General features: G+C 34.5%; 24 protein-coding genes, 1 pseudogene and 1 riboswitch. Of the genes and pseudogenes, 21 read left to right on the top strand and 4 right to left on the bottom strand.

Going from position 1 to position 19,750, the window contains the following annotated elements:
- Positions 1 to 6: 6 nt before the first annotated feature.
- Positions 7 to 1,503, bottom strand: coding sequence for a DUF3149 domain-containing protein (locus tag BAQ48_RS02765; protein ID WP_071709889.1), 1,497 nt, complete (start codon positions 1,501 to 1,503; stop codon positions 7 to 9).
- A gap of 198 nt (positions 1,504 to 1,701) precedes the next feature.
- On the opposite strand from BAQ48_RS02765, the gene BAQ48_RS02760 reads away from it, so the two are divergent.
- The 4 genes from BAQ48_RS02760 to BAQ48_RS28160 all read left to right on the top strand — a co-directional run bounded on the left by BAQ48_RS02760 (position 1,702) and on the right by BAQ48_RS28160 (position 4,971).
- The gene (locus tag BAQ48_RS02760) at positions 1,702 to 2,148 is read left to right on the top strand and encodes a MarR family winged helix-turn-helix transcriptional regulator (RefSeq protein WP_071709888.1); all 447 of its coding nucleotides are present in this window, start codon (positions 1,702 to 1,704) and stop codon (positions 2,146 to 2,148) included.
- A gap of 160 nt (positions 2,149 to 2,308) precedes the next feature.
- Positions 2,309 to 4,003, top strand: a complete 1,695-nt coding sequence (locus BAQ48_RS02755; protein ID WP_071709887.1) for a M3 family oligoendopeptidase — start codon at positions 2,309 to 2,311, stop codon at positions 4,001 to 4,003.
- Between the two features lie 140 nt (positions 4,004 to 4,143).
- On the top strand, positions 4,144 to 4,677 hold the full coding sequence (locus tag BAQ48_RS02750; RefSeq protein ID WP_000903271.1) for a DinB family protein: 534 nt from the start codon (positions 4,144 to 4,146) through the stop codon (positions 4,675 to 4,677).
- Between the two features lie 177 nt (positions 4,678 to 4,854).
- Entirely contained in the window at positions 4,855 to 4,971 is a 117-nt protein-coding gene (locus tag BAQ48_RS28160; RefSeq protein ID WP_001085166.1) for a DUF6254 family protein, read from the top strand.
- Positions 4,972 to 4,980: 9 nt separating this feature from the next.
- On the opposite strand, the gene BAQ48_RS02740 is transcribed toward BAQ48_RS28160, so the two are convergent.
- Positions 4,981 to 6,189, bottom strand: a complete 1,209-nt coding sequence (locus BAQ48_RS02740; RefSeq protein ID WP_071709886.1) for an ATP-binding protein — start codon at positions 6,187 to 6,189, stop codon at positions 4,981 to 4,983.
- A 206-nt stretch (positions 6,190 to 6,395) separates the two neighbouring features.
- Positions 6,396 to 6,439: riboswitch (PreQ1 riboswitch) on the top strand.
- A gap of 93 nt (positions 6,440 to 6,532) precedes the next feature.
- On the opposite strand from BAQ48_RS02740, the gene queC reads away from it, so the two are divergent.
- The 4 genes from queC to queF are packed head-to-tail and all read left to right on the top strand — an operon-like array spanning position 6,533 to position 8,911.
- A complete protein-coding gene (gene queC / locus BAQ48_RS02735; RefSeq protein ID WP_000711596.1) occupies positions 6,533 to 7,195 on the top strand; it encodes a 7-cyano-7-deazaguanine synthase QueC in 663 nt (220 codons plus the stop codon).
- Positions 7,195 to 7,686, top strand: coding sequence for a 6-carboxytetrahydropterin synthase QueD (gene queD / locus BAQ48_RS02730; protein WP_000368412.1), 492 nt, complete (start codon positions 7,195 to 7,197; stop codon positions 7,684 to 7,686). The genes queC and queD overlap by 1 nt, the downstream gene beginning before the upstream one ends.
- Positions 7,679 to 8,395: a 7-carboxy-7-deazaguanine synthase QueE gene (gene queE / locus BAQ48_RS02725; RefSeq protein ID WP_000036274.1), complete on the top strand. Its 717-nt coding sequence runs from the start codon at positions 7,679 to 7,681 to the stop codon at positions 8,393 to 8,395. The genes queD and queE overlap by 8 nt, the downstream gene beginning before the upstream one ends.
- Positions 8,396 to 8,413: 18 nt before the next feature.
- A complete protein-coding gene (gene queF / locus BAQ48_RS02720; RefSeq protein ID WP_000918895.1) occupies positions 8,414 to 8,911 on the top strand; it encodes a preQ(1) synthase in 498 nt (165 codons plus the stop codon).
- Between the two features lie 48 nt (positions 8,912 to 8,959).
- On the opposite strand, the gene BAQ48_RS02715 is transcribed toward queF, so the two are convergent.
- Positions 8,960 to 9,145, bottom strand: coding sequence for a YkvS family protein (locus BAQ48_RS02715; RefSeq protein ID WP_001165081.1), 186 nt, complete (start codon positions 9,143 to 9,145; stop codon positions 8,960 to 8,962).
- Between the two features lie 258 nt (positions 9,146 to 9,403).
- Between BAQ48_RS02715 and BAQ48_RS27810 the strand changes: the two genes are divergently transcribed.
- Together BAQ48_RS27810 and BAQ48_RS02705 are read left to right on the top strand one after the other, a co-directional pair.
- Positions 9,404 to 9,559 carry a hypothetical protein gene (locus BAQ48_RS27810; protein ID WP_071709966.1) on the top strand — a complete coding sequence of 52 codons (156 nt, stop codon included), beginning with the start codon at positions 9,404 to 9,406 and terminating at the stop codon, positions 9,557 to 9,559.
- An 81-nt stretch (positions 9,560 to 9,640) separates the two neighbouring features.
- The gene (locus BAQ48_RS02705; protein ID WP_071709885.1) at positions 9,641 to 10,243 is read left to right on the top strand and encodes a histidine phosphatase family protein; all 603 of its coding nucleotides are present in this window, start codon (positions 9,641 to 9,643) and stop codon (positions 10,241 to 10,243) included.
- A 35-nt stretch (positions 10,244 to 10,278) separates the two neighbouring features.
- On the opposite strand, the gene BAQ48_RS02700 is transcribed toward BAQ48_RS02705, so the two are convergent.
- On the bottom strand, positions 10,279 to 10,857 hold the full coding sequence (locus BAQ48_RS02700; protein ID WP_071709884.1) for a GNAT family N-acetyltransferase: 579 nt from the start codon (positions 10,855 to 10,857) through the stop codon (positions 10,279 to 10,281).
- A 244-nt stretch (positions 10,858 to 11,101) separates the two neighbouring features.
- Between BAQ48_RS02700 and BAQ48_RS02695 the strand changes: the two genes are divergently transcribed.
- The 11 genes and pseudogenes from BAQ48_RS02695 to BAQ48_RS02640 all read left to right on the top strand — a co-directional run bounded on the left by BAQ48_RS02695 (position 11,102) and on the right by BAQ48_RS02640 (position 19,748).
- Complete coding sequence (locus BAQ48_RS02695) at positions 11,102 to 11,296, top strand: hypothetical protein (RefSeq protein WP_000344282.1); 195 nt, start codon at positions 11,102 to 11,104, stop codon at positions 11,294 to 11,296.
- Between the two features lie 25 nt (positions 11,297 to 11,321).
- Complete coding sequence (locus tag BAQ48_RS02690; protein WP_000502195.1) at positions 11,322 to 11,639, top strand: hypothetical protein; 318 nt, start codon at positions 11,322 to 11,324, stop codon at positions 11,637 to 11,639.
- Positions 11,640 to 12,115: 476 nt separating this feature from the next.
- Positions 12,116 to 12,475: a class Ib ribonucleoside-diphosphate reductase assembly flavoprotein NrdI gene (gene nrdI / locus BAQ48_RS02680; protein WP_000959449.1), complete on the top strand. Its 360-nt coding sequence runs from the start codon at positions 12,116 to 12,118 to the stop codon at positions 12,473 to 12,475.
- Positions 12,462 to 13,589: pseudogene (locus tag BAQ48_RS02675) on the top strand (ribonucleotide reductase N-terminal alpha domain-containing protein); the annotation flags it as partial. The gene nrdI and the pseudogene BAQ48_RS02675, both read left to right, overlap by 14 nt.
- Before the next feature lie 382 nt (positions 13,590 to 13,971).
- Positions 13,972 to 14,922: a ribonucleotide reductase large subunit gene (locus BAQ48_RS02670; RefSeq protein ID WP_306462715.1), complete on the top strand. Its 951-nt coding sequence runs from the start codon at positions 13,972 to 13,974 to the stop codon at positions 14,920 to 14,922.
- Positions 14,923 to 15,015: 93 nt separating this feature from the next.
- Entirely contained in the window at positions 15,016 to 15,984 is a 969-nt protein-coding gene (gene nrdF / locus BAQ48_RS02665; protein ID WP_071709883.1) for a class 1b ribonucleoside-diphosphate reductase subunit beta, read from the top strand.
- A 216-nt stretch (positions 15,985 to 16,200) separates the two neighbouring features.
- Positions 16,201 to 16,581: a GntR family transcriptional regulator gene (locus BAQ48_RS02660; protein WP_000687510.1), complete on the top strand. Its 381-nt coding sequence runs from the start codon at positions 16,201 to 16,203 to the stop codon at positions 16,579 to 16,581.
- Positions 16,578 to 17,276: an ABC transporter ATP-binding protein gene (locus BAQ48_RS02655; RefSeq protein ID WP_071709882.1), complete on the top strand. Its 699-nt coding sequence runs from the start codon at positions 16,578 to 16,580 to the stop codon at positions 17,274 to 17,276. Before BAQ48_RS02660 ends, BAQ48_RS02655 begins: the two co-directional genes overlap by 4 nt.
- On the top strand, positions 17,273 to 18,055 hold the full coding sequence (locus tag BAQ48_RS02650; protein WP_071709881.1) for an ABC transporter permease: 783 nt from the start codon (positions 17,273 to 17,275) through the stop codon (positions 18,053 to 18,055). Before BAQ48_RS02655 ends, BAQ48_RS02650 begins: the two co-directional genes overlap by 4 nt.
- A 14-nt stretch (positions 18,056 to 18,069) precedes the next feature.
- A complete protein-coding gene (locus tag BAQ48_RS02645) occupies positions 18,070 to 18,972 on the top strand; it encodes an ABC transporter ATP-binding protein (RefSeq protein WP_071709880.1) in 903 nt (300 codons plus the stop codon).
- Positions 18,972 to 19,748, top strand: coding sequence for an ABC transporter permease (locus BAQ48_RS02640; RefSeq protein ID WP_071709879.1), 777 nt, complete (start codon positions 18,972 to 18,974; stop codon positions 19,746 to 19,748). Before BAQ48_RS02645 ends, BAQ48_RS02640 begins: the two co-directional genes overlap by 1 nt.
- Positions 19,749 to 19,750: the final 2 nt, after the last annotated feature.

Below are 19,750 nucleotides of genomic sequence, written 5' to 3'. Positions count from 1 at the left end.
GGATAATTATACTATGTGTAACGGAATTTCGATATGAACTGTCGTTCCTTCGTTTTCTATACTGTCTATAAAAATATGCCCATTGTACATCTCTACAATTCGTTTACATATGACAAGTCCAAGACCTGTTCCAGTATCTTTATTAGTAAAGAACGGATGAAAGAGGTGTTTTTGAATATGTTTTGGAATCCCTTTTCCAGTATCTATAATTTGCAATTGTGCGTGTGTCTTATTGTTTGTGACGATAATTGTTAATGTATCACTAGAGCTCATGGCTTCAATTGCATTTTTTGTAATGTTTAAAACCACTTGTTTCATATGGTCTTTTGAGCACCGGATATAAACAGGATGGTCTGGCAAATGTAAATGGAATACAATGTTATGTAGATTCGCCTCAGATTGAATAATCAATGCTACCTCATTTAGAATTGTTCTTACATCATATGTTTGTTCGATGATGGCAGTTGGCTTTCCAAGAATAAGAAATTCGCTTACAATTTCATTAATTCGTTCTATTTCTTGTTCGATTATGGAAAAGTAGAACTGATCCTGTTCATCTTTATATTTCTCCTTTAATAGAGCGACGAGTCCTTTAATTCCAGTAAGAGGATTTCGTATTTCATGTGCTGTACTCGCTGCAAAAGTTCCAACCAATTCAATTTTTTGCAGTTCATTTTGTTGTCTTTCCAGTTTTGTTTGACGTTTTAATAATATATATTGAGCAAGCAAAAATAAAATAGACATTAAAAATAAAGTAGCTACACACTCTATTGAAACTAGCTGATATAAAATTTTCTTGTGAATAGGTAACGGAGAAACAGAGACCGTCCAATTTAATTTTTGTAGCGGGGTAGTAAGCATATTAGAATGCTTATCATTTGTGCCATTATTATCATCAGTTAGAAAAACTACACCATGCGTATCAGTTACTTCAAAATGGTATTGTGGTTTAATAGCATTTAAAGAAGATGAAATGTAGTCAAAGCGTAAACTAGCTAATAATAAGCCTGAGAGCTCTTTTTGTTTATTAAATATTGGAGAGGCAATCATAATAGCTTGATGTCCAAGAACGCGATCTGTAATGACTGATGATACAGTTGTTTTCTTAGTTCGTAAGGCGTCTTGAATATACTGGCGGTCTGAGACGTCAACAGGCATTGATTCGCCTTCGGATGCGATTGTAATCATCCCGTCTGTCGTAGCATAATATAGACCAGAAAAACGTTCGTCATTGCCATCCGTATCATGTACAATCTGTTTAATCCCATTCATGTTTCCGGTTTCAGTCCCTACGATCTTTGCGAGCATCTCTAAGGCTGAGATTGCTTCACCAAGATGATGGTCTAAATAGTCTCTATATAAAAAGAGAACAGTGTGAGCAGATAGTTTGTTTTCCTGGTTCATTTTATACGTATGATACGAATAAAATGTAGCACCAATCCCTATTGTTGGTAGGATAACAAGCAATATATATAAAACTATGCTTTGGAATTTGAATTTCAAATTTGGTACTCCTTCTTTTTTATTATCATTATATATAAACTATGTTAAAATTGTCATGTTTTTATTCAAGAATCATTCGGAGTACGTTAGGGGAGAGGAAATGAGTGAGTGAATGAATACTCATTCGGAAATTACATGAAGTATTAAGCTATTTTTTCTTTTTATTGCTGAGAATTTAAGTGAAGGGTTGAAAGTTGTATGACATCAAATAATGAACGAGAAGATATTTCTCAATCTTTAAAAGTATTTATCGCATTATCTCGTGTACATCGTTCTGTTATGGATACTACAAATAAGTCCATACAAAGTAACGGGTTAAATCCAACTGAATTTGCTGTGTTAGAACTGCTATATCATAAAGGTGGTCAACCACTGCAGCAAATTGGTGAGCGTATTTTAATAGCTAGCGGCAGCATTACATATGTTGTAGATAAGCTAGAAAAAAAGGGGCTAGTAAAGAGAATCCCATGCCCGAATGATAGACGTGTTATTTATGCACAATTAACTGAGTCTGGAGAGAGCTTTATTGCTTCTATTTTTCCAGGGCATGAGCAAGTTATACATCAGTCTTTTGAAATGTTAACGAAGGATGAAAAGGATGAATTACTTGGCCTACTAAAAAAAATTGGAAAGTATGAAAAATAATAATATGTTCCAAATGAGCTTTGGATAAATAAATCCAAGGCTTTTTTGTTTACATGTCATTATGACAGCAACTGCTGCTTTTTGCTAAAGAATAAAAGGAAATATGCAAGTGAGCATTGAATTATAGTAATGATGCATATAACGGAGAGGGGGCTCGTTCATGTCATTTAAAGACTATGAATATAAACGGCCAAATATTGAGGAATTAAAAGAGAAGTTTACTGTTGCTTTAGAAAAGTTTGATAATACAAAAACGGTTGAAGAACAAAAACAAGTAATCAATTCAATTAATGAAATTCGTAATGATTTTGGTACAATGGGGAACCTTTGTTACATTCGTCATTCTGTTGATACGACAGATGCTTTTTATAAGGAAGAGCAAGATTTCTTTGATGAATATTCTCCAGTTGTACAAGGGTATGGAACAAAATATTATAAGGCGTTAATTAATTCTCCATTTCGTGAAGAATTAGAGGCGTATTATGGAAAGCAATTATTTGCCTTAGCAGAATGTGATTTGAAAACATATTCAGATGAAGTCGTGAAGGATTTACAATTAGAGAACAAATTGTCTTCACAATATACGCAGTTATTAGCATCTGCAAAAATTGACTTTGCTGGAGAAGAGCGAACGTTATCGCAACTGATTCCGTTTATGCAAGGAAAAGAAAGAAGCGAACGGAAAGCAGCAAGTGAAGCATACTACGGATTTTTAGCGGAGAATGAGGAAGAACTAGATCGTATTTATGATGAGCTTGTTAAAGTGAGAACGAAAATCGCAAAAACTTTAGGTTTTAAAAACTTTGTTGAACTTGGATATGCAAGAATGTACCGTACAGATTATAATGCGGAGATGGTGGCGAATTATCGTCAGCAAGTACTTGATTATATTGTTCCAGTTACAACGGAATTAAGAAAGAGACAAAAAGCGCGTATCGATGTAGAGAAGTTAGCGTATTACGATGAAAACTTTGAGTTTGCTACAGGTAATCCGACTCCAAAAGGAGATGCAGATTGGATTATTAATCATGGGAAAACGATGTATAAAGAGTTATCGGCTGAAACAGATGAGTTTTTCAATTTCATGTTAGATAATGATTTATTAGATTTAGTTGCGAAAAAAGGAAAAGCTGGCGGTGGATATTGTACATATATTGAAAATTATAAAGCACCATTTATTTTCTCGAACTTTAATGGAACATCTGGTGACATTGACGTATTAACACATGAGGCTGGTCATGCTTTCCAAGTATATGAAAGCCGTAAATTTGAAATTCCAGAATATAATTGGCCAACGTATGAAGCGTGTGAAATCCATTCTATGAGCATGGAATTCTTTACATGGCCATGGATGAAGCTATTCTTTGAAGAAGATGCAGATAAATATTACTTCTCTCACTTAAGTTCAGCGCTTCTGTTTTTACCATATGGCGTATCTGTTGATGAATACCAGCATTATGTGTATGAAAATCCAGAAGCATCACCTGAGGAGCGTAAGACAGCATGGCGTAACATAGAGAAGAAGTATTTGCCACATCGTGACTACGAAGATAATGATTATTTAGAGCGCGGTGGTTTCTGGCAACGTCAAGGACATATTTATAGCTCGCCGTTCTACTATATCGATTACACGTTAGCGCAAATTTGTGCACTGCAATTTTGGAAACGTGCAAGAGATAATAGACAAGATGCGTGGGAAGATTATGTGAATCTGTGCCAACAAGGTGGAAGTAAATCATTCTTAGAATTAGTAGAAGTTGCAAATTTAACATCGCCATTTGCTGAAGGCTGTGTGAAAAGTGTAATTACCGAAATTGAAGCATGGTTACACGCGATTGACGACACAAAATTGTAAAAAACATGCGCTTTTTTTCACATGTTTAACATCGACATAATGGGAAAATAATGAGATAATAAAAGAAAATTCAGAATTATCAAAAGAGGTGTTTCGAATATAGGGCACCTCTTTTTACCAACAAAAAGGGGGAAAGAAGTATGCTCCACTCTAATATGGATGTGAGTTTAGAAAGTTTGGTGAACTCATTACACTCTACCCGAAGCACGCTATTATCAGAAATTGAAATGTTAAATGATACAGAAGTGAATGTAAAGCCACGCCGTGATAAATGGAGTATCATTCAGATTTTACATCACTTGCATTTGGTTGAACAATCTGTCACATCTGCCCTTGTATATGCTTTACAAAAAAAAGAAAGAAAACTGGCTCCATTTAAAGACCTCCAACTTACGCTTGATCGCACACATAAACGAGAAGCTCCTCAGCAAATGAAACCAACAGAAACTTTAATGAAAAAACAACAAGGAATTCAATTACTAGAACATTCACGACAAGAACTATTACATGCGCTTCATAGTGTTATAGATGAAAATGAATTATTTGAAAATGGATTAAAGCATCCTATTTTTAATGATTTAAATTTGTATCAGTGGGTTCAATTTCTTGATTTGCACGAACAACGACATCTTACGCAGTTAAAAGAGGCGAAACATTCAATACTACAACGATAAGACGAGAGAGACGGGTGATCTGCCCGTTTCTTTTTTTGTGCGTAGTATTAAACCTCACTTCAAAAGCGGAGGGCTGCATGATAAAGATTCCAAAGTGAGACAGAAAAAACGATGCATAGTTTCCTATCCCACTTTGGAATAATACTTCGTGAAAGAGTTAGAAGGAGTGAACAAAGTATGGCGAAAAAGAAGCGAGAAGAAGAACGTGCTTGGAAAGCTCGTAAAGAGAATCAAAAACCACATGGAAAAGTGAAAGCTTTTGCTGAATTAGTGGAAGGAACAGAAAAAACGTGATGAATTTCATCACGTTTTTTTTATGAGCGGGAAAGTTAACAAAAAGGTTGTACCTGTCCCTTTTTCGCTTATAATATCAATTTTCCCATTCATTGCTTGGATGACACTAAAGACGACCATCATTCCGAGTCCAGTCCCCTTTTCTTTCGTTGAATAGAAAGGTGACCCGAGTCGTTTTACTTGTTCTTGATCCATACCAACTCCTGTGTCTTTTATAAACAATTGTAGATGTTTATGGTCTGGAACTAATGTAAGAATAAGGTCACCGCCGTTAGGCATTGCCTCAATACAGTTTTTTAAAATATTTAATAAGCATTGGTTCAGTTTTTGCTTTTCACCAGCTATAAAAAACGATGTACTTTGTTTTATGTAGTGTATACGAACATTTGTTAAATTCGCGAGAGGTGTAATTAAAGATAACGCATGAAGTAATTCTTCCTCTACTTGTAATTGTTGTTCTTTTTCAATACTCGGTTTTGCAAAAGTTAAGTAGTCTGTAAGAACATGATTTGCTTGTTCGATACCATTAATGGCTATGTCGATATATAATTTCCGTTCCTTTTCAGAACATGTATCTGACTGTAAAAGTTGCAAAAATCCTTTCGTTGAAGTTAAAGGATTACGAATTTCATGAGAGATAGAAGCTGCCATTTCACCGATTAAATGAAATTTTTCAGCATTCATAAGTTCATTTTGAAGACGAATTTGCGTTTGTAATATGTGAAGTAAATATAAAATAAGGATTGTTCCAATCATTGTACATATTTCGTACACGATAATATGCGGTATATAATCAGCCTTATTTGTAACTTCTGCAAGGAAAAATGGTATCCAGCCAAATCCGAATATGAGACTGTAAAAGATAGCGAGTGCTATTTTTATACGGTTAGAACTTCGGTTAAACAGTTTGTATGTTAAGAGTAAAACAATAAATAGGAGCACTGAAGCGATAAGGGATGGGAAAACACCTACTCCTCCTAATAAAAAGCGGTATATGTTTAATACAGTTAAAATGGAAGCACCAGCAATAGGTCCCCCTGTTAATGTGCCGACAATTAATACGATATGACGCATATCAAATTGAAATCCATAATCTGTTTTCGCAGCAAATGTGATACATAGTATGGTAGCGAGGCAACACAATACAATAAATATAGCTGAATTTAATTTAGGAGATCGTTTGCCTTTTTGATTCCAAAATAAGTGATAGATAAGCATCGTAACGAGAATGGATAATATATTTAAAAAGAGGTAAATAATAAAGAGTTTCAGTGGGATGCCTCCTCCCTTCTAATATTAGATTAATCATACTATAAAATGATAGAAATGAAATGAAAATAGCGGAAAAATCAGAAATTTTTTATGGTAGTATACAATATGTTACAATAAGCTTTGTCAATGAAAGAAGAAATTCCGTGCACTGCATGGGAGAGGTTCGCGAACTCCCTCTATAAAAAACTATGGAAACAACAATATCCCTAGGTATTGTTTTGTTTTTTTATTGTGACAGTTCAAGAACGTTCTTTCTTCTTATTCGTAGTAGAGAAGGAGAATGAGTGAAATGAAAAAAGAAAAAGCGGTTGTTGTTTTTAGTGGTGGACAAGATAGTACAACATGTTTATTTTGGGCGATAGAGCAGTTTGCAGAAGTAGAAGCTGTAACGTTTAATTACAATCAACGTCATAAGTTAGAAATTGATTGTGCAGCGGAAATTGCGAAAGAGCTAGGAATTAAACATACAGTATTAGATATGAGTCTACTAAATCAACTTGCTCCAAATGCATTAACGAGAACGGACATGGAGATTACACATGAAGAAGGTGAATTACCATCAACATTTGTAGATGGAAGAAATTTACTATTCTTGTCATTCGCTGCTGTATTAGCGAAACAAGTTGGAGCGCGTCATATTGTGACAGGCGTATGTGAAACTGATTTTAGTGGGTATCCAGATTGCCGTGACGTATTTGTAAAATCATTAAACGTTACATTAAATTTATCTATGGATTATCCGTTTGTCATTCATACACCACTTATGTGGATTGATAAAGCGGAGACATGGAAATTATCTGATGAACTTGGTGCATTTGAGTTTGTTAGAGAAAAAACATTAACATGTTATAACGGAATCATTGGTGATGGTTGCGGTGAATGTCCAGCATGTCAACTTCGTAAAGCAGGATTAGATACGTACTTACAAGAACGCGAAGGAGCGAGCAACTAATGGATAATTTCTTTGGATTTCGCATCGTAGAAAATTTGCAAAAAATGGACAAGGATATTCAGCGTAAACAACTTAAATATCATAATAAAAGAGTAATGGTCAGCAAGGAATTTACATTTGATGCAGCACACCATTTACACTGTTATGAAGGAAAATGTAAAAACTTACATGGTCACACATATAAAGTTGTATTTGGGATTAGTGGTTATGTAAATGAAATAGGCCTTGCAATTGACTTTGGAGATATAAAAGAAATTTGGAAAAATGAAATTGAAATTTATTTAGATCATCGTTATTTAAACGAAACGTTACCAGCAATGAATACAACTGCTGAAAATATGGTTGTTTGGATTTATGAAAAGATGGCAGAAGCATTAACAAAAGATAATCGTGCGAACGAATATAAAGGAGCTCGTGTTGAATTTGTTCGTCTATTTGAGACGCCGACTAGTTATGCGGAAGTAAGACGGGAGTGGATGCTCGATGAGTAAAATCCCTGTCTTAGAAATATTTGGTCCAACTATTCAAGGTGAAGGAATGGTTGTAGGACAAAAGACAATGTTTATCCGTACAGCTGGCTGTGATTATAGCTGCGCTTGGTGCGATTCTGCCTTTACATGGGATGGATCGGCTAAAGATCAAATTAGACAGATGACAGCGGAAGATATTTGGAATGAGCTTGTTGCAATTGGAGGAGAAAATTTTTCTCATGTTACGATTTCAGGCGGAAATCCAGCATTGCTGAAAAATATTGAGTTTCTTCTTTCTATATTAAAAGAGAATGGAATGCGAACGGCAATTGAAACGCAAGGGAGTAAATGGCAAGACTGGTTACTTCAAATTGATGAGGTAACGATTTCTCCCAAACCACCAAGTTCAACGATGCATACAGATTTTCAAAAGTTAGATGCTGTTATTCAAAAACTAGCAGGAAAAGATATTAGCCTAAAAGTAGTCGTATTTGATGATTCTGACTTTGAATATGCAGTTAAGATGCACGAACGTTATCCAGATGTACCATTCTTCTTGCAAGTAGGGAACGATGATACGAAAACAGTGGATGATGCAATGCTTATTAAAAAATTATTAGATAAGTATGAGTGGTTGATTGATAAAGCAATAAATTGTAAAGCAATGAATGATGCAAAAGTATTGCCTCAGCTTCATGCGTTAGTATGGGGAAATAAACGCGGCGTATAACGAGAAGGGATGTTTAATATGGCAGGAAGATTAGATGAAGATTTAAAAGATGTAACATTACTAGGAAATCAAAATACAAAATATTTATTTGAATATAGCCCAGAAATTTTAGAGGTATTTGATAATAATCATCCAAACCGTGATTATTTTGTAAAATTCAACTGTCCTGAATTTACAAGCTTATGTCCGAAAACGGGACAACCAGACTTTGCAACAATTTATATTAGCTACATTCCAGAGCAAAGAATGGTAGAAAGTAAATCTTTAAAGTTATATTTATTTAGTTTCCGTAATCATGGTGATTTCCACGAAGATTGCATGAACGTAATTATGAACGATTTAATTAAATTAATGGATCCACGTTACATTGAAGTATGGGGGAAATTTACACCACGTGGTGGCATTTCAATTGATCCTTACTGTAACTATGGTCGCCCAGGAACGAAGTATGAACAAATGGCAGACTACCGCATGATGAACCACGATCTATATCCAGAAACAATTGATAATCGTTAATAGAAAGAAAGGGCCTGTATACTATACAGGCCCTTTCTTTCTATTATATTATGCATTTTGGTTAATGACAGTATAGTTTTTATGACTTACAACTGTAAGAGGTTCCATATCTAGTTCTCTAAAATTCTCCATAATTGTTATATCAACAATAACAGAGTTTTGATTTACTTTTTGAACACGGCCTTGCATGCCACCTTTAAATTCGATGATATCTCCAGTTTCTGCGATCTGCATAAGCAACTCTCCTTGTTACAGTTTTTCCAAAAAAGAATAATTTGGGATTTTTTATTTTCCTTTATTTTGAACTATGTTTCCTGTTTTGTAAATGTTTTCAAAGTAAAAATTCGAAAAATATTCACTTTTTGTAAGAAAATATATGAAAAAACATGCTGATAGGAGATGAATGATAAAAATGCAAGTATCTTTATATGAGAGTATAATGAGGATATACAATGACCTACTAAAGTGGGAGGAACTAGGGGCGGTAAAATGATGTTTGAAATTGTGGGGAGCTTTATAGCGATTTTATTATTTTTATTCTCTTATATACAGTTGAAGAAAATCCGGCATCATGAAAGAACTACATATTTTGACGGATTGGATGGTGTGCATGCATCGATAACACATGATAGTGGTGGTAATGTATAACTTTCTTTTTATGCATGATATGATGGCAGTAAGAAATAGTACATAATAGAGTTCGTAAGTGATGAATGGAGAGTGGAAAGAATGAGGATTTCTTTTATTCGTCATGGTCGCTTAGATGGTACTATGGAGCCAATGACAGTTATTTCATTTCATGAATGGATGAAACGATATGACTCACATACTATAACAACAAAAGCTTCTATACCAATGGAAACAATTGAAGCAATGGAATCAGCAAAATTAGTCGTAACGAGTGATCAAAGGCGTGCTGTACAGTCAGCAGCTGAATTGTTGGATTCTTTATCTTTTATGCAAAATTCTCTTTTTAGAGAAGTAGAGGTTCCTTCACGATTTTTTTCTCCAAAATGGTTGAAATGTAAACCTAACGTATGGATGTTTATCGGACGAACCTTATGGGTACTTGGCTACCATAAAGATGTAGAGTCTTATAAGGAAGTAAGAGAGAGGGCAAAGCAAGCGGCTCATCTATTGCACCGTTACGCTCTCGTACATGGAAGTATTGCTCTTGTAGGTCATAGTTATTTTAATACGATGATTGGGACTGAACTGAGGGCAATGGGGTGGTCTGGTTCACCTATTTTCCATAGGAAGCCATGGGGTTGTACAACATATACATTTCACGAGGCGATGGATGGGACTGTATTAAATACGAATTTAACATAAAAGCACACGATTTATATAAATCGTGTGCTTTCTTTTTAAGATATAGAAACCTTTGTATTTAATGGTTTTACTAGATGGGCGTAAGGTTCACCCACAAGCATAACGATTTGATCTTTTTTGTAACCTAGCTTTTCGTATAAGGAAAAAGCACGTGTATTTTCTAAATTAACAAGTAAGGCGATTTTTTCATGTGCTTTTTCAGTTGCATGAATTTCAGCAGCTTCAATTAATTGAGAACCTATGCCTTTTCCGCCATATGCACTTGAAACTGATAATGTATCAATGTAATACTCATCAAGCTCAGCTTCTTTTTCTAATGTAATGGATGTATCTTTATGTAATTCTCTTAAGTGATGTACAATTGGTGCGTCAAGTATTGTTGCGTCACTACCGTGATAAGCGACAATAATTCCCACTGCAGTCCCGTCTTGTTCATATACAAAACAGTTTTCGTAGCTCAGTCGATTTCTCTCTTTTGAGAACCATGTTTCTAGTCCTAGTAATACTTCTGTTTCAACTGTGCTCCCTGTGATTTTTTCAGCAATTTCGTGCAGAGCGTTATACAATAAAGGAGCTATCGCCTTTGCATCTGTCTTTTTTGCTTTCCGAATCATAGTATCCCTCCTAGTTCTATTTATATATTGTAGCATAGTGGTATGGAACTTTGCATAATGGAATGTCGAAATGTTTGATATAGGGAAGTAGCTATGTTAGTATATGATATTTAGTGGACATATAGTAAGCAATATCATTTGCGAAAAAATGAAAATAAAATTATGACATAGCAACGGGATAAATTTACAGTTGTTGACCTATAGAATATACGATAGAATAAAATATTGCATAGAGGTGAAATACATGGATGAACAATTAGCAAATGCAATTTTGGATCAGCTGAAAAATGGTGAAATAAAGGAGTATGTTGCAACGAAAGATGTATTTTATACGTTCAGGAAAGTTGTAGTTAGTCGTGAAGATTTTAAACATATTATTGGGAATGCACAGCGCGGCGGACAGGTCATTTATACATATTCAGAAACGCCACGTTCGTAACTAGAAGATATAGGGGAGGAGACTTATGGGCGATTTTAAACAAGGGATATTACCGCATTGGGATTATATGTGGAAAGATAGAGCTGGAAATAGGTTTATGGGAATGGTTATGTATCCAGAGAAAAGAAAATGTTCAGCGAAAATGCTTCAAAAAATAAAAAGAGCATATGAAGAAGCGATAGAAATTAAAGTAACAGTACAAGTTCAACATACATATGAGTACGTAGAAGGAATGATTGTATACTTTGATGAAGAAGCTCCTGTATGTACAATGATTGATAAAGATGAGAATCCGTATCATATATTTGTAAAAGATATTTTGCGTATTGAGCACTCTGAATAATCTTTTTATAAATAAATTGAAATGCCATAATAATAATCTTTTTCTATAATAGTTATCTTTTAGTATGTAACGAGAATTGAAAGTATATGTATAATATTTAATAAAGTAAAATTGATAAATGTAATCGTTTTTTAGAACAGATTATCGTTTAATGTCTGTTCTTTTTTGCGTGATGCTGGAGAAATATATTCCTCCAGCATTTGCCGTTTTATGACAAAATATATTGGTAACTTTTTTTAAAATAAGGTTAAATTCGTTGACAACTTTTTTGAAAAGCACTTTATTGACATGAGTTTTAGAATGTTGTTTCATAGTCATTGTATTGAAAAAAATCGACTGTCGTGTCGAAAAGTAAAAGTTAAAAAAAGAAAGAATTTATACATATATCTTGTGTCTTATTTTGAAACGTAATACAATATATAGAGAAATCAAGAAACAACATACAGAGAGTATAGATTGGAGAGGGAGGGTCGGAAATGTTAGTTGCATATGATTCTATGACAGGAAACGTGAAGCGTTTCATTCACAAATTAAATATGCCGGCCGTTCAAATTGGTGAAGATCTAGTAATAGATGAAGACTTTATTTTAATTACGTATACAACAGGTTTTGGCAATGTACCAGAACGTGTTTTAGAATTTTTAGAGCGCAATAATGACAAATTAAAAGGCGTATCTGCAAGCGGCAATCGTAACTGGGGAGACATGTTCGGTGCAAGTGCTGACAAAATTTCTGCTAAATATGAAGTGCCTATTGTATCAAAATTTGAATTATCAGGAACAAATAACGATGTAGAATATTTTAAGGAAAGGGTGCGGGAGATTGCGACACATTGAACTGAATAATGAAATCACGCAAATGCAGGACGGTTTTTATCAGCTTCATAAAGATAAAGAGGCATTAGAAGTCTTTATGGAAGAAGCTAGAGAGAATACCGTTCCTTTTAATAGCGTGGCAGAGCGAATGGAGTATATGAAAGAACATGATTACTATTACAACGTTCTGGACGAGTATAGCTTGGAGGAAGTAGAAGAGGTATATAACATCGCTTATGGTGAAAACTTCGAGTTCCAATCTTATATGGCAGCATCTAAGTTCTACAAAGATTATGCGCTAAAAACAAATGATCAAAAACAATACTTAGAAAGCTATGAAGATCGTGTAGCAATTGTTTCATTATACTTAGGACGCGGTGATGTTGCGAAAGCAAAACAATTCGCAAGCATGATTGTAAAACAAAACTACCAACCAGCGACACCAACCTTTTTAAATGCGGGAAGAAGCAGAAGAGGAGAAATGGTGTCTTGTTTCTTGTTAGAGATGGATGATAGCTTAAATTCAATCGGCTTTAACATTAATACTGCAATGCAATTATCGAAAATCGGCGGGGGAGTAGCTTTAAACTTATCTAAGCTACGCGCACGTGGTGAGCAAATTAAAGGTATCGACAACGCTGCAAGTGGTGTAGTACCTGTTATGAAATTACTTGAAGATTCGTTTTCATATGCGAATCAGCTTGGCCAACGAAAAGGTGCCGGCGCAGTATACTTAAACATTTTCCATTGGGATATTATTGAATTCCTTGATACCAAAAAAATAAATGCCGATGAGAAGAGCCGTATTCAGTCTCTATCAATCGGAATTATCGTTCCAAGTAAGTTCTTCGAGCTTGCTGAGAAAAACGAACCTTTCCATGTTTTCGCGCCTTATACGGTGTATAAAGAATACGGAAAGCATTTAGATGATATTGATATCGATGAAATGTACGATGAATTAATGAGCAATCCGAAAGTGAAGAAGAAGCCACTAGATATTAGTGCACGTGATATGCTTATTAAAATTGCTATGATTCAGCTTGAGTCTGGTTACCCATACTTAATGTTTAAATCAAATGCAAATAACCAACATCCACTGAAGGATATTGGAACTGTGAAGATGTCGAACTTGTGTTAAATATGTAGCACCTTCTAGTAGAAATGCTAGTCGAAAACTCCGTTAAACGGGGAAAGCCTCAAATTTGAGGTAACCTACCGTGCTAAATCTTATCTTAGAATGAAAATATAAAAGTTCAGAATGTATCTTATTATTTTGTATAGCAGAGTTATCGGACAACATAAAGTAATAAGAGACTTTCTGAAAGCTTAAGATAAGTAAAAGCCTAACGACTATCCCTTATGGGAGTAGAGCGCAAGCGATTGGCGTTCGAAAAGCGGAGCACCTAATCAGGTAATGCTGTAGGTGATGATATAGTCTGTCCTGTATGGTGACATACAGCAGTTGCATGAGCAACGGACTGAGGAATAGCGAACTCGGTTGAACATTCGAGACAGAAATCTTCCAGCTACAAGAAACTTCTGAAATAAATGATTACGGTACAGAGGACATTATCCGTCGTGATATTAACTGTAACTTAGGATCGTTAAATATCGTAAATGTAATGGAAAATAAAGAAATTCGTGAAGCAGTTCATGCAGGAATGGAAGCTTTAACAGCTGTTTCTGATATGACGATCATTCCGAATGCACCAACTGTGAAAAAAGCAAATGATGAGCTTCATTCAGTTGGACTTGGCGCAATGAACTTACACGGATATTTATCAAAAAACAAAATCGCTTATGAAAGTGCAGAAGCGAAAGAGTTCGCTCGTACATTCTTTATGATGCTAAATTACTACTCTATTGAGAAAAGTATGGAAATTGCTAAAGAAAAAGGCGAGACATTTAAAGACTTCGATAAGTCTGATTATGCGAAAGGCACATACTTTGAAAAGTATGAAACGACAGATTATAGCCCAGTAACTGAAAAAGTTCAGCAATTATTTGAAGGAATTCATATTCCGACAAAAGAAGATTGGACAAGTTTAAAAGAGCAAGTGCAGAAGAATGGTTTATACAACTCATACCGTCTTGCCATTGCTCCTACACAATCAATCAGTTACGTTCAAAATGCAACTTCAAGCGTAATGCCAATCGTAAGTCAAATCGAATCAAGAACGTATGCGAATGCGACAACATATTATCCAATGCCGTATTTATCAAAAGATACGTTCTGGTACTATAAATCTTCTTACGATATGAATCAGTTTAAACTAATTGATTTAATCGCAGAAATTCAAGAGCATATTGACCAAGGAATTAGTACAATTCTTTACGTTAATAGTGATATTTCAACACGTGAATTAGCACGTTACTACATCTATGCACATAAAAAAGGCTTAAAGAGTCTGTATTATACGAGAACACGTAAATTAAGCGTGGAAGAGTGCGTGGCTTGTACCGTTTAATATAAAAAGTGAGACATGATGAGCAGGGTTTTCTGAACCCTGCTCATGCTTAGTTATCAATTTTTCATGTTTATTTAGAGAAGGGGCGATTGAATGCGTGCGGTAAACTGGAACAAAAAAGAAGATGATTTTAGTTTAATGTTTTGGAAGCAAAACATCGCTCAGTTTTGGACAGAAGAAGAAATTGCGGTTTCGTCTGACAAAAATACTTGGGCACAATTATCAAAAGAAGAGCAGGTTGCTTATAAGCGCGTATTAGGTGGTTTAACACTTTTAGATACGAAACAAGGTGGCGAAGGGATGCCACTTGTACTTGTTCATCTTGAAAATTTACAAGCGAAAAGTGTATTAGCTTTCATGGGAGCTATGGAAGAAGTACATGCGAAGAGTTACAGTCATATCTTCACAACATTAGCTACAGAAGAAGAAATTGATGATATTTTTGAATGGGTAGACAACCATCCATTACTTGAGAAAAAGGCTGGTATTGTTACTAGTTATTATCGTCGTTTATTAAAGCCTGAAGTAACGAAAAAAGAGTTATACATGGCGATGGTAGCAAGTGTATTCTTAGAAAGTTACTTATTCTATAGTGGATTCTTCTATCCACTTTACTTAGCTGGCCAAGGTAAATTGACGGCAAGTGGTGAGATTATTAACTTAATAATTCGTGATGAGTCAATTCACGGCGTATTCGTCGGTATTTTAGCACAACAAATCTTCGCAGAACTATCTGCAGAAGATCAACAAGAAGTGCAAAAAGAAACGCAAGAATTATTAATGGAACTATATGAAATTGAAATGGCATATACAGAAGAAATTTACACTTCTATCGGTCTTGTAGAGGATGTAAATCGTTTCGTTCGTTACAATGCGAATAAAGGACTTATGAACTTAGGGCTTGAGCCGAAGTTTGAAGAAGAAGAAATTAACCCAATCGTTTTAAATGGTTTACGTACAGATACGAAAAACCATGATTTCTTCTCTGTAAAAGGAAATGGTTACGTAAAAGCAACGAACGTTGAAAAGTTATCTGACGATGACTTCATGTTTAATTTTTAATATACGATCATAAAGAAAAGCTGTCTTATCAATGAATAAGACAGCTTTTCTTTATGAATTTGTTTACATAACACTATTATTTTTATATAGTGATTTCTATTTAAAGAGTTCTATCTCAGTAACGGATAGAACTTTTTTGTAATTAAATGGGTATTTACAAACATTTTGTATCAGTGTATTATTTAACTAGTACACTGATACGAAAGGAGGGAAGAAATGAAAATAGAGTTTTCTCCAAATACACCAATTTACATTCAGGTAATGGAATACATAAAAAAAGAAATCGTAACGGGTCATTTATTACCTGGCGATAAAATTCCCTCTGTACGTGAATTAGCGAGCGAATTACAAGTAAATCCAAATACGATACAGCGCACATTTCAAGAGCTAGAACGGGATGGAGTTGTTGTAACGCGTAGAGGAATGGGACGATATGTAACGAATGAAGGGGAGAAAATTATGGAGCTGCGAAAAGATATGGCGAAAGAATTACTTCATTCTTTTATAGATGGAATGGACAATTTAGGCTTTTCAGAAGACGAAATCCTTTCAATACTTCGTTCTTCATTACATGAGAAGAAGGAGGAGAGCGAATGACAGAGCTATTAAAAATAGAAAACTTATGGAAGAGATACGGGTTAAAAGCAGTGATACGTGAATTAGATATAGAAATTACAGAAGGAAAAATCGTAGGGCTTGTTGGAGATAACGGGAGCGGGAAAACGACGTTATTGAAAATGATTGCCGGTCTGCAGCATCCATCGGAAGGCAGTATTACAGTAGCTGGTGAAAAGGTAGGATTAAAGACGAAAGAAATCGTTTCGTTTATGTCTGATAAGCCAGTATTTGATGAATGGATGACTGTAAAAGATTCTTTATTTTTCTATCGTGATTTTTATAAGGACTTTGATATTCAAAGAGCGGTGGATACGATAGTGGAATTTAAAATACCACTAGAAGAGAGAATTACAGCATTATCAAAAGGTATGGTTGAAAAGCTTCAAATCATTTTAACTTTTTCTCGAAAAGCGAAGTTATACGTACTAGATGAGCCGCTTGGCGGGATTGATCTCGTTTCTAGAGAACATGTATTAAAGTTAATATTACAGTTTTATAGAGAAGATTGTACCATGTTAATTTCAACCCATCTAATAAATGAAATTGAAAATATTTTTGATGAAGTGATCTTTTTAAAAGATGGAGAAATTGTACTATATGAGAATGTAGAAGACCTCCGTTTTCAGAGAGGAAAAGCAGTTCATGAATTGTTTAAGGAGGTGTTTAGTAAGTGAACTCGTTACTTTCTTATTTATGGAATGTGAATAGGAAAAAATATATTGTTACTTTTTTAATTTTTGTGTTAGTTGAAGCGATTTTATTTTCACAAATGATTGTAAAAAAGAGTGAGACAGCTGTTGTGAAACAAGAAGCGATATTCGGATTTATTATTATTATTTTCATGTTTTATATGTTGTATATGTTTTTACAAACGATGAAGTCGTGTTCACGTTTACTAACAAATCCATTGTTACGGGTTACAGCGATATCTGGGAAACAGTATGTTTTTTCTATCCTTATCTACTTTTTTATTGTAATGGCTATATGGTATGGCATATGTGGAATTCTTTTCTATGTAGGTTATGTATTAGCATTTCCTACGACGTATGTATATATAGATGCACAAGAGATTATGCAAGCAGGTATAGTAAAGAATTTAATATATACAATGAGTGATTTGTTTGAGTTTTTATTTGCGATGTTACAAATTTTCTTAGTAGTTACTCTCGTTAAATTGCTTACTAAGAAGAAAAAGATACAAAAAATATTGATTGTCATTATTTCTTTAATCGTAAGTATAGCAATTACTTTAGTGACAACATTGCTAGGAAAATTAGCTCCAGCTTTCCAAGGATTACGAAGAGTAGAATATCGTAGTGAAGGCAAAGGGCTGTTTATTGATATGTTTCAAGAAAATGGATTAAACATTTTTAATATAAGTTTTATGGTAATTGTTAGTGCTCTAATAGTATATGTAATTGCTTATATTATCGATAAAAAAATAGAAGTTTAAAGGAGGAATTACCATTGGGAAACGTAGTAGTAAAATTAGAAAATGTTCGGAAAAAGATTGGTAGAACAGAAATTATTCGTGGTTTATCATTTGAGGTTCGTGAGGGAGAAGTGTACGGTTTCCTTGGACCGAACGGTAGTGGTAAGACGACGACAATCCGTATGATGACAGGTCTTATTTCGATGACAGAGGGCGATATTACAATTTGCGGTCATAGCATTCGCACAGAGCGTGAAAAAGCGCTAGAGCAAATTGGAGCGATTGTAGAAAATCCGGAACTATATGATTATATGACAGGAATGCAAAACTTAAAGCATTTTGCGAACATGGCTGTTACGCCAATTAGTAAAGAGCGCATTGCTGAAATTGTAAAGCTTGTTGAATTAGAGCATGCGATTCATAAAAAAGTGAAAACATATTCACTTGGTATGAAACAACGTTTAGGAATCGCGCAGGCATTGCTTCATCAGCCGAAAATCTTAATTTTAGATGAGCCAACAAATGGATTAGATCCAGCTGGTATACGCCAAATTCGTGATTATTTACAACGTTTAGCGAAAGAAGAGAATATTGCCGTAATCGTATCAAGTCACTTATTAAGTGAAATTGAACTCATGTGTGATCGTGTCGTTATTATTAAGCAAGGTGAGTTTGTACAAGAGTACAACTTACACGAACAAGTGAAACATGATGAGACAGTAGTTGTAGCGTTTGAAGTAGATCAAGTACAGAAAGCAAATGAAATTATTAAAGGCAAGGCGCAAGGAAATATCATTGTAGTATCTGCAATGAAAGAAGAAATTCCGCAGCTTGTAAAAAGGCTTGTGAATGACGATGTGCTAGTATACGGAGTTACTGTTCAAAATAAAACGTTAGAGGATGAGTTCTTAGCGATTACAGGGGGAGTGAAAGCGTAATGTTTAAATTAATTCAAAATGAATTTTTAAAATTGCATGCGAAAAAAGGTATGTATATTTTAATCGGTGTCATTGCTACACTCGAAATTTTAGGGAATTTAGCAATGTTGAAGTGGGGAAAAGGAGATGAATTTCAGGGATCTTATTTAGATTATGCAAACTCAGAGCTTGGTCTAATTGTTTTATTTACAACGATTTTTGGGATTACACTTGCTTCTCGTACTCTGACTGATGAATTTCAAAAAGGAACGATTAAACAACTATTAATTCGTCCGAGAAAACGAATTACAGTCTTATTTTCTAAATATATTACTGTGTTATTAGCAATGTTATTTATCGTATTAGCTGGTATGCTAATTGCAATGATTATTGGCGGAATTGTAATGGATGGTAGTAAAACAGAATTAACGTTAGCAATCGTAGTGAAATCTGCTTTATATCAATTACTTTCACCATTCTTCTTTGCAACGCTTGCATTTTTCTTAGCAAACGTATTTAGAAAATCTGTATTACCATTAATTATTACGATGTTCCTCTTCTTCTTACAAGGAGCAATTAATATGGTATTAATAATGTTTGCAAAAGGTGTAGCGAAGTTTGTAGTATTCTTCCATTTGGATTTAAGAGCGTACGACAGTAATAAATTAGTAAGTGGCGGAATGGAACCCACATTCACAGACTTCACATTTACAACTTCATTATTACTTGTAGCTGCACATTTTATTGTATTACTTGTAGCATCAAGTGCATTATTCCAAAAACGTGACGTATTATAATA

The sequence above is a fragment of the Bacillus luti genome, from assembly GCF_001884105.1.
Classification (GTDB): domain Bacteria; phylum Bacillota; class Bacilli; order Bacillales; family Bacillaceae_G; genus Bacillus_A; species Bacillus_A luti.
Note: the sequence above shows the minus strand (reverse complement) of the source record. Positions and strands in the feature narration are given on the sequence as shown.

Bases quoted from the DNA above. Each gene is read 5' to 3' on its own strand.
- BAQ48_RS02740 (WP_071709886.1), bottom strand. From the start codon at position 6,189: ATGCTTATCTATCACTTATTTTGGAATCAAAAAGGCAAACGATCTCCT.
- BAQ48_RS28160 (WP_001085166.1), top strand. From the start codon at position 4,855: ATGGCGAAAAAGAAGCGAGAAGAAGAACGTGCTTGGAAAGCTCGTAAA.
- BAQ48_RS02695 (WP_000344282.1), top strand. From the start codon at position 11,102: ATGGATGAACAATTAGCAAATGCAATTTTGGATCAGCTGAAAAATGGT.
- BAQ48_RS02690 (WP_000502195.1), top strand. From the start codon at position 11,322: ATGGGCGATTTTAAACAAGGGATATTACCGCATTGGGATTATATGTGG.
- BAQ48_RS02660 (WP_000687510.1), top strand. From the start codon at position 16,201: ATGAAAATAGAGTTTTCTCCAAATACACCAATTTACATTCAGGTAATG.
- BAQ48_RS02715 (WP_001165081.1), bottom strand. From the start codon at position 9,145: ATGCAGATCGCAGAAACTGGAGATATCATCGAATTTAAAGGTGGCATG.
- BAQ48_RS27810 (WP_071709966.1), top strand. From the start codon at position 9,404: ATGTTTGAAATTGTGGGGAGCTTTATAGCGATTTTATTATTTTTATTC.
- BAQ48_RS02755 (WP_071709887.1), top strand. From the start codon at position 2,309: ATGTCATTTAAAGACTATGAATATAAACGGCCAAATATTGAGGAATTA.
- BAQ48_RS02700 (WP_071709884.1), bottom strand. From the start codon at position 10,857: ATGATTCGGAAAGCAAAAAAGACAGATGCAAAGGCGATAGCTCCTTTA.
- queE (WP_000036274.1), top strand. From the start codon at position 7,679: ATGAGTAAAATCCCTGTCTTAGAAATATTTGGTCCAACTATTCAAGGT.
- BAQ48_RS02705 (WP_071709885.1), top strand. From the start codon at position 9,641: ATGAGGATTTCTTTTATTCGTCATGGTCGCTTAGATGGTACTATGGAG.
- queC (WP_000711596.1), top strand. From the start codon at position 6,533: ATGAAAAAAGAAAAAGCGGTTGTTGTTTTTAGTGGTGGACAAGATAGT.
- BAQ48_RS02750 (WP_000903271.1), top strand. From the start codon at position 4,144: ATGCTCCACTCTAATATGGATGTGAGTTTAGAAAGTTTGGTGAACTCA.
- queF (WP_000918895.1), top strand. From the start codon at position 8,414: ATGGCAGGAAGATTAGATGAAGATTTAAAAGATGTAACATTACTAGGA.
- nrdI (WP_000959449.1), top strand. From the start codon at position 12,116: ATGTTAGTTGCATATGATTCTATGACAGGAAACGTGAAGCGTTTCATT.
- BAQ48_RS02760 (WP_071709888.1), top strand. From the start codon at position 1,702: ATGACATCAAATAATGAACGAGAAGATATTTCTCAATCTTTAAAAGTA.
- queD (WP_000368412.1), top strand. From the start codon at position 7,195: ATGGATAATTTCTTTGGATTTCGCATCGTAGAAAATTTGCAAAAAATG.
- BAQ48_RS02655 (WP_071709882.1), top strand. From the start codon at position 16,578: ATGACAGAGCTATTAAAAATAGAAAACTTATGGAAGAGATACGGGTTA.
- nrdF (WP_071709883.1), top strand. From the start codon at position 15,016: ATGCGTGCGGTAAACTGGAACAAAAAAGAAGATGATTTTAGTTTAATG.
- BAQ48_RS02640 (WP_071709879.1), top strand. From the start codon at position 18,972: ATGTTTAAATTAATTCAAAATGAATTTTTAAAATTGCATGCGAAAAAA.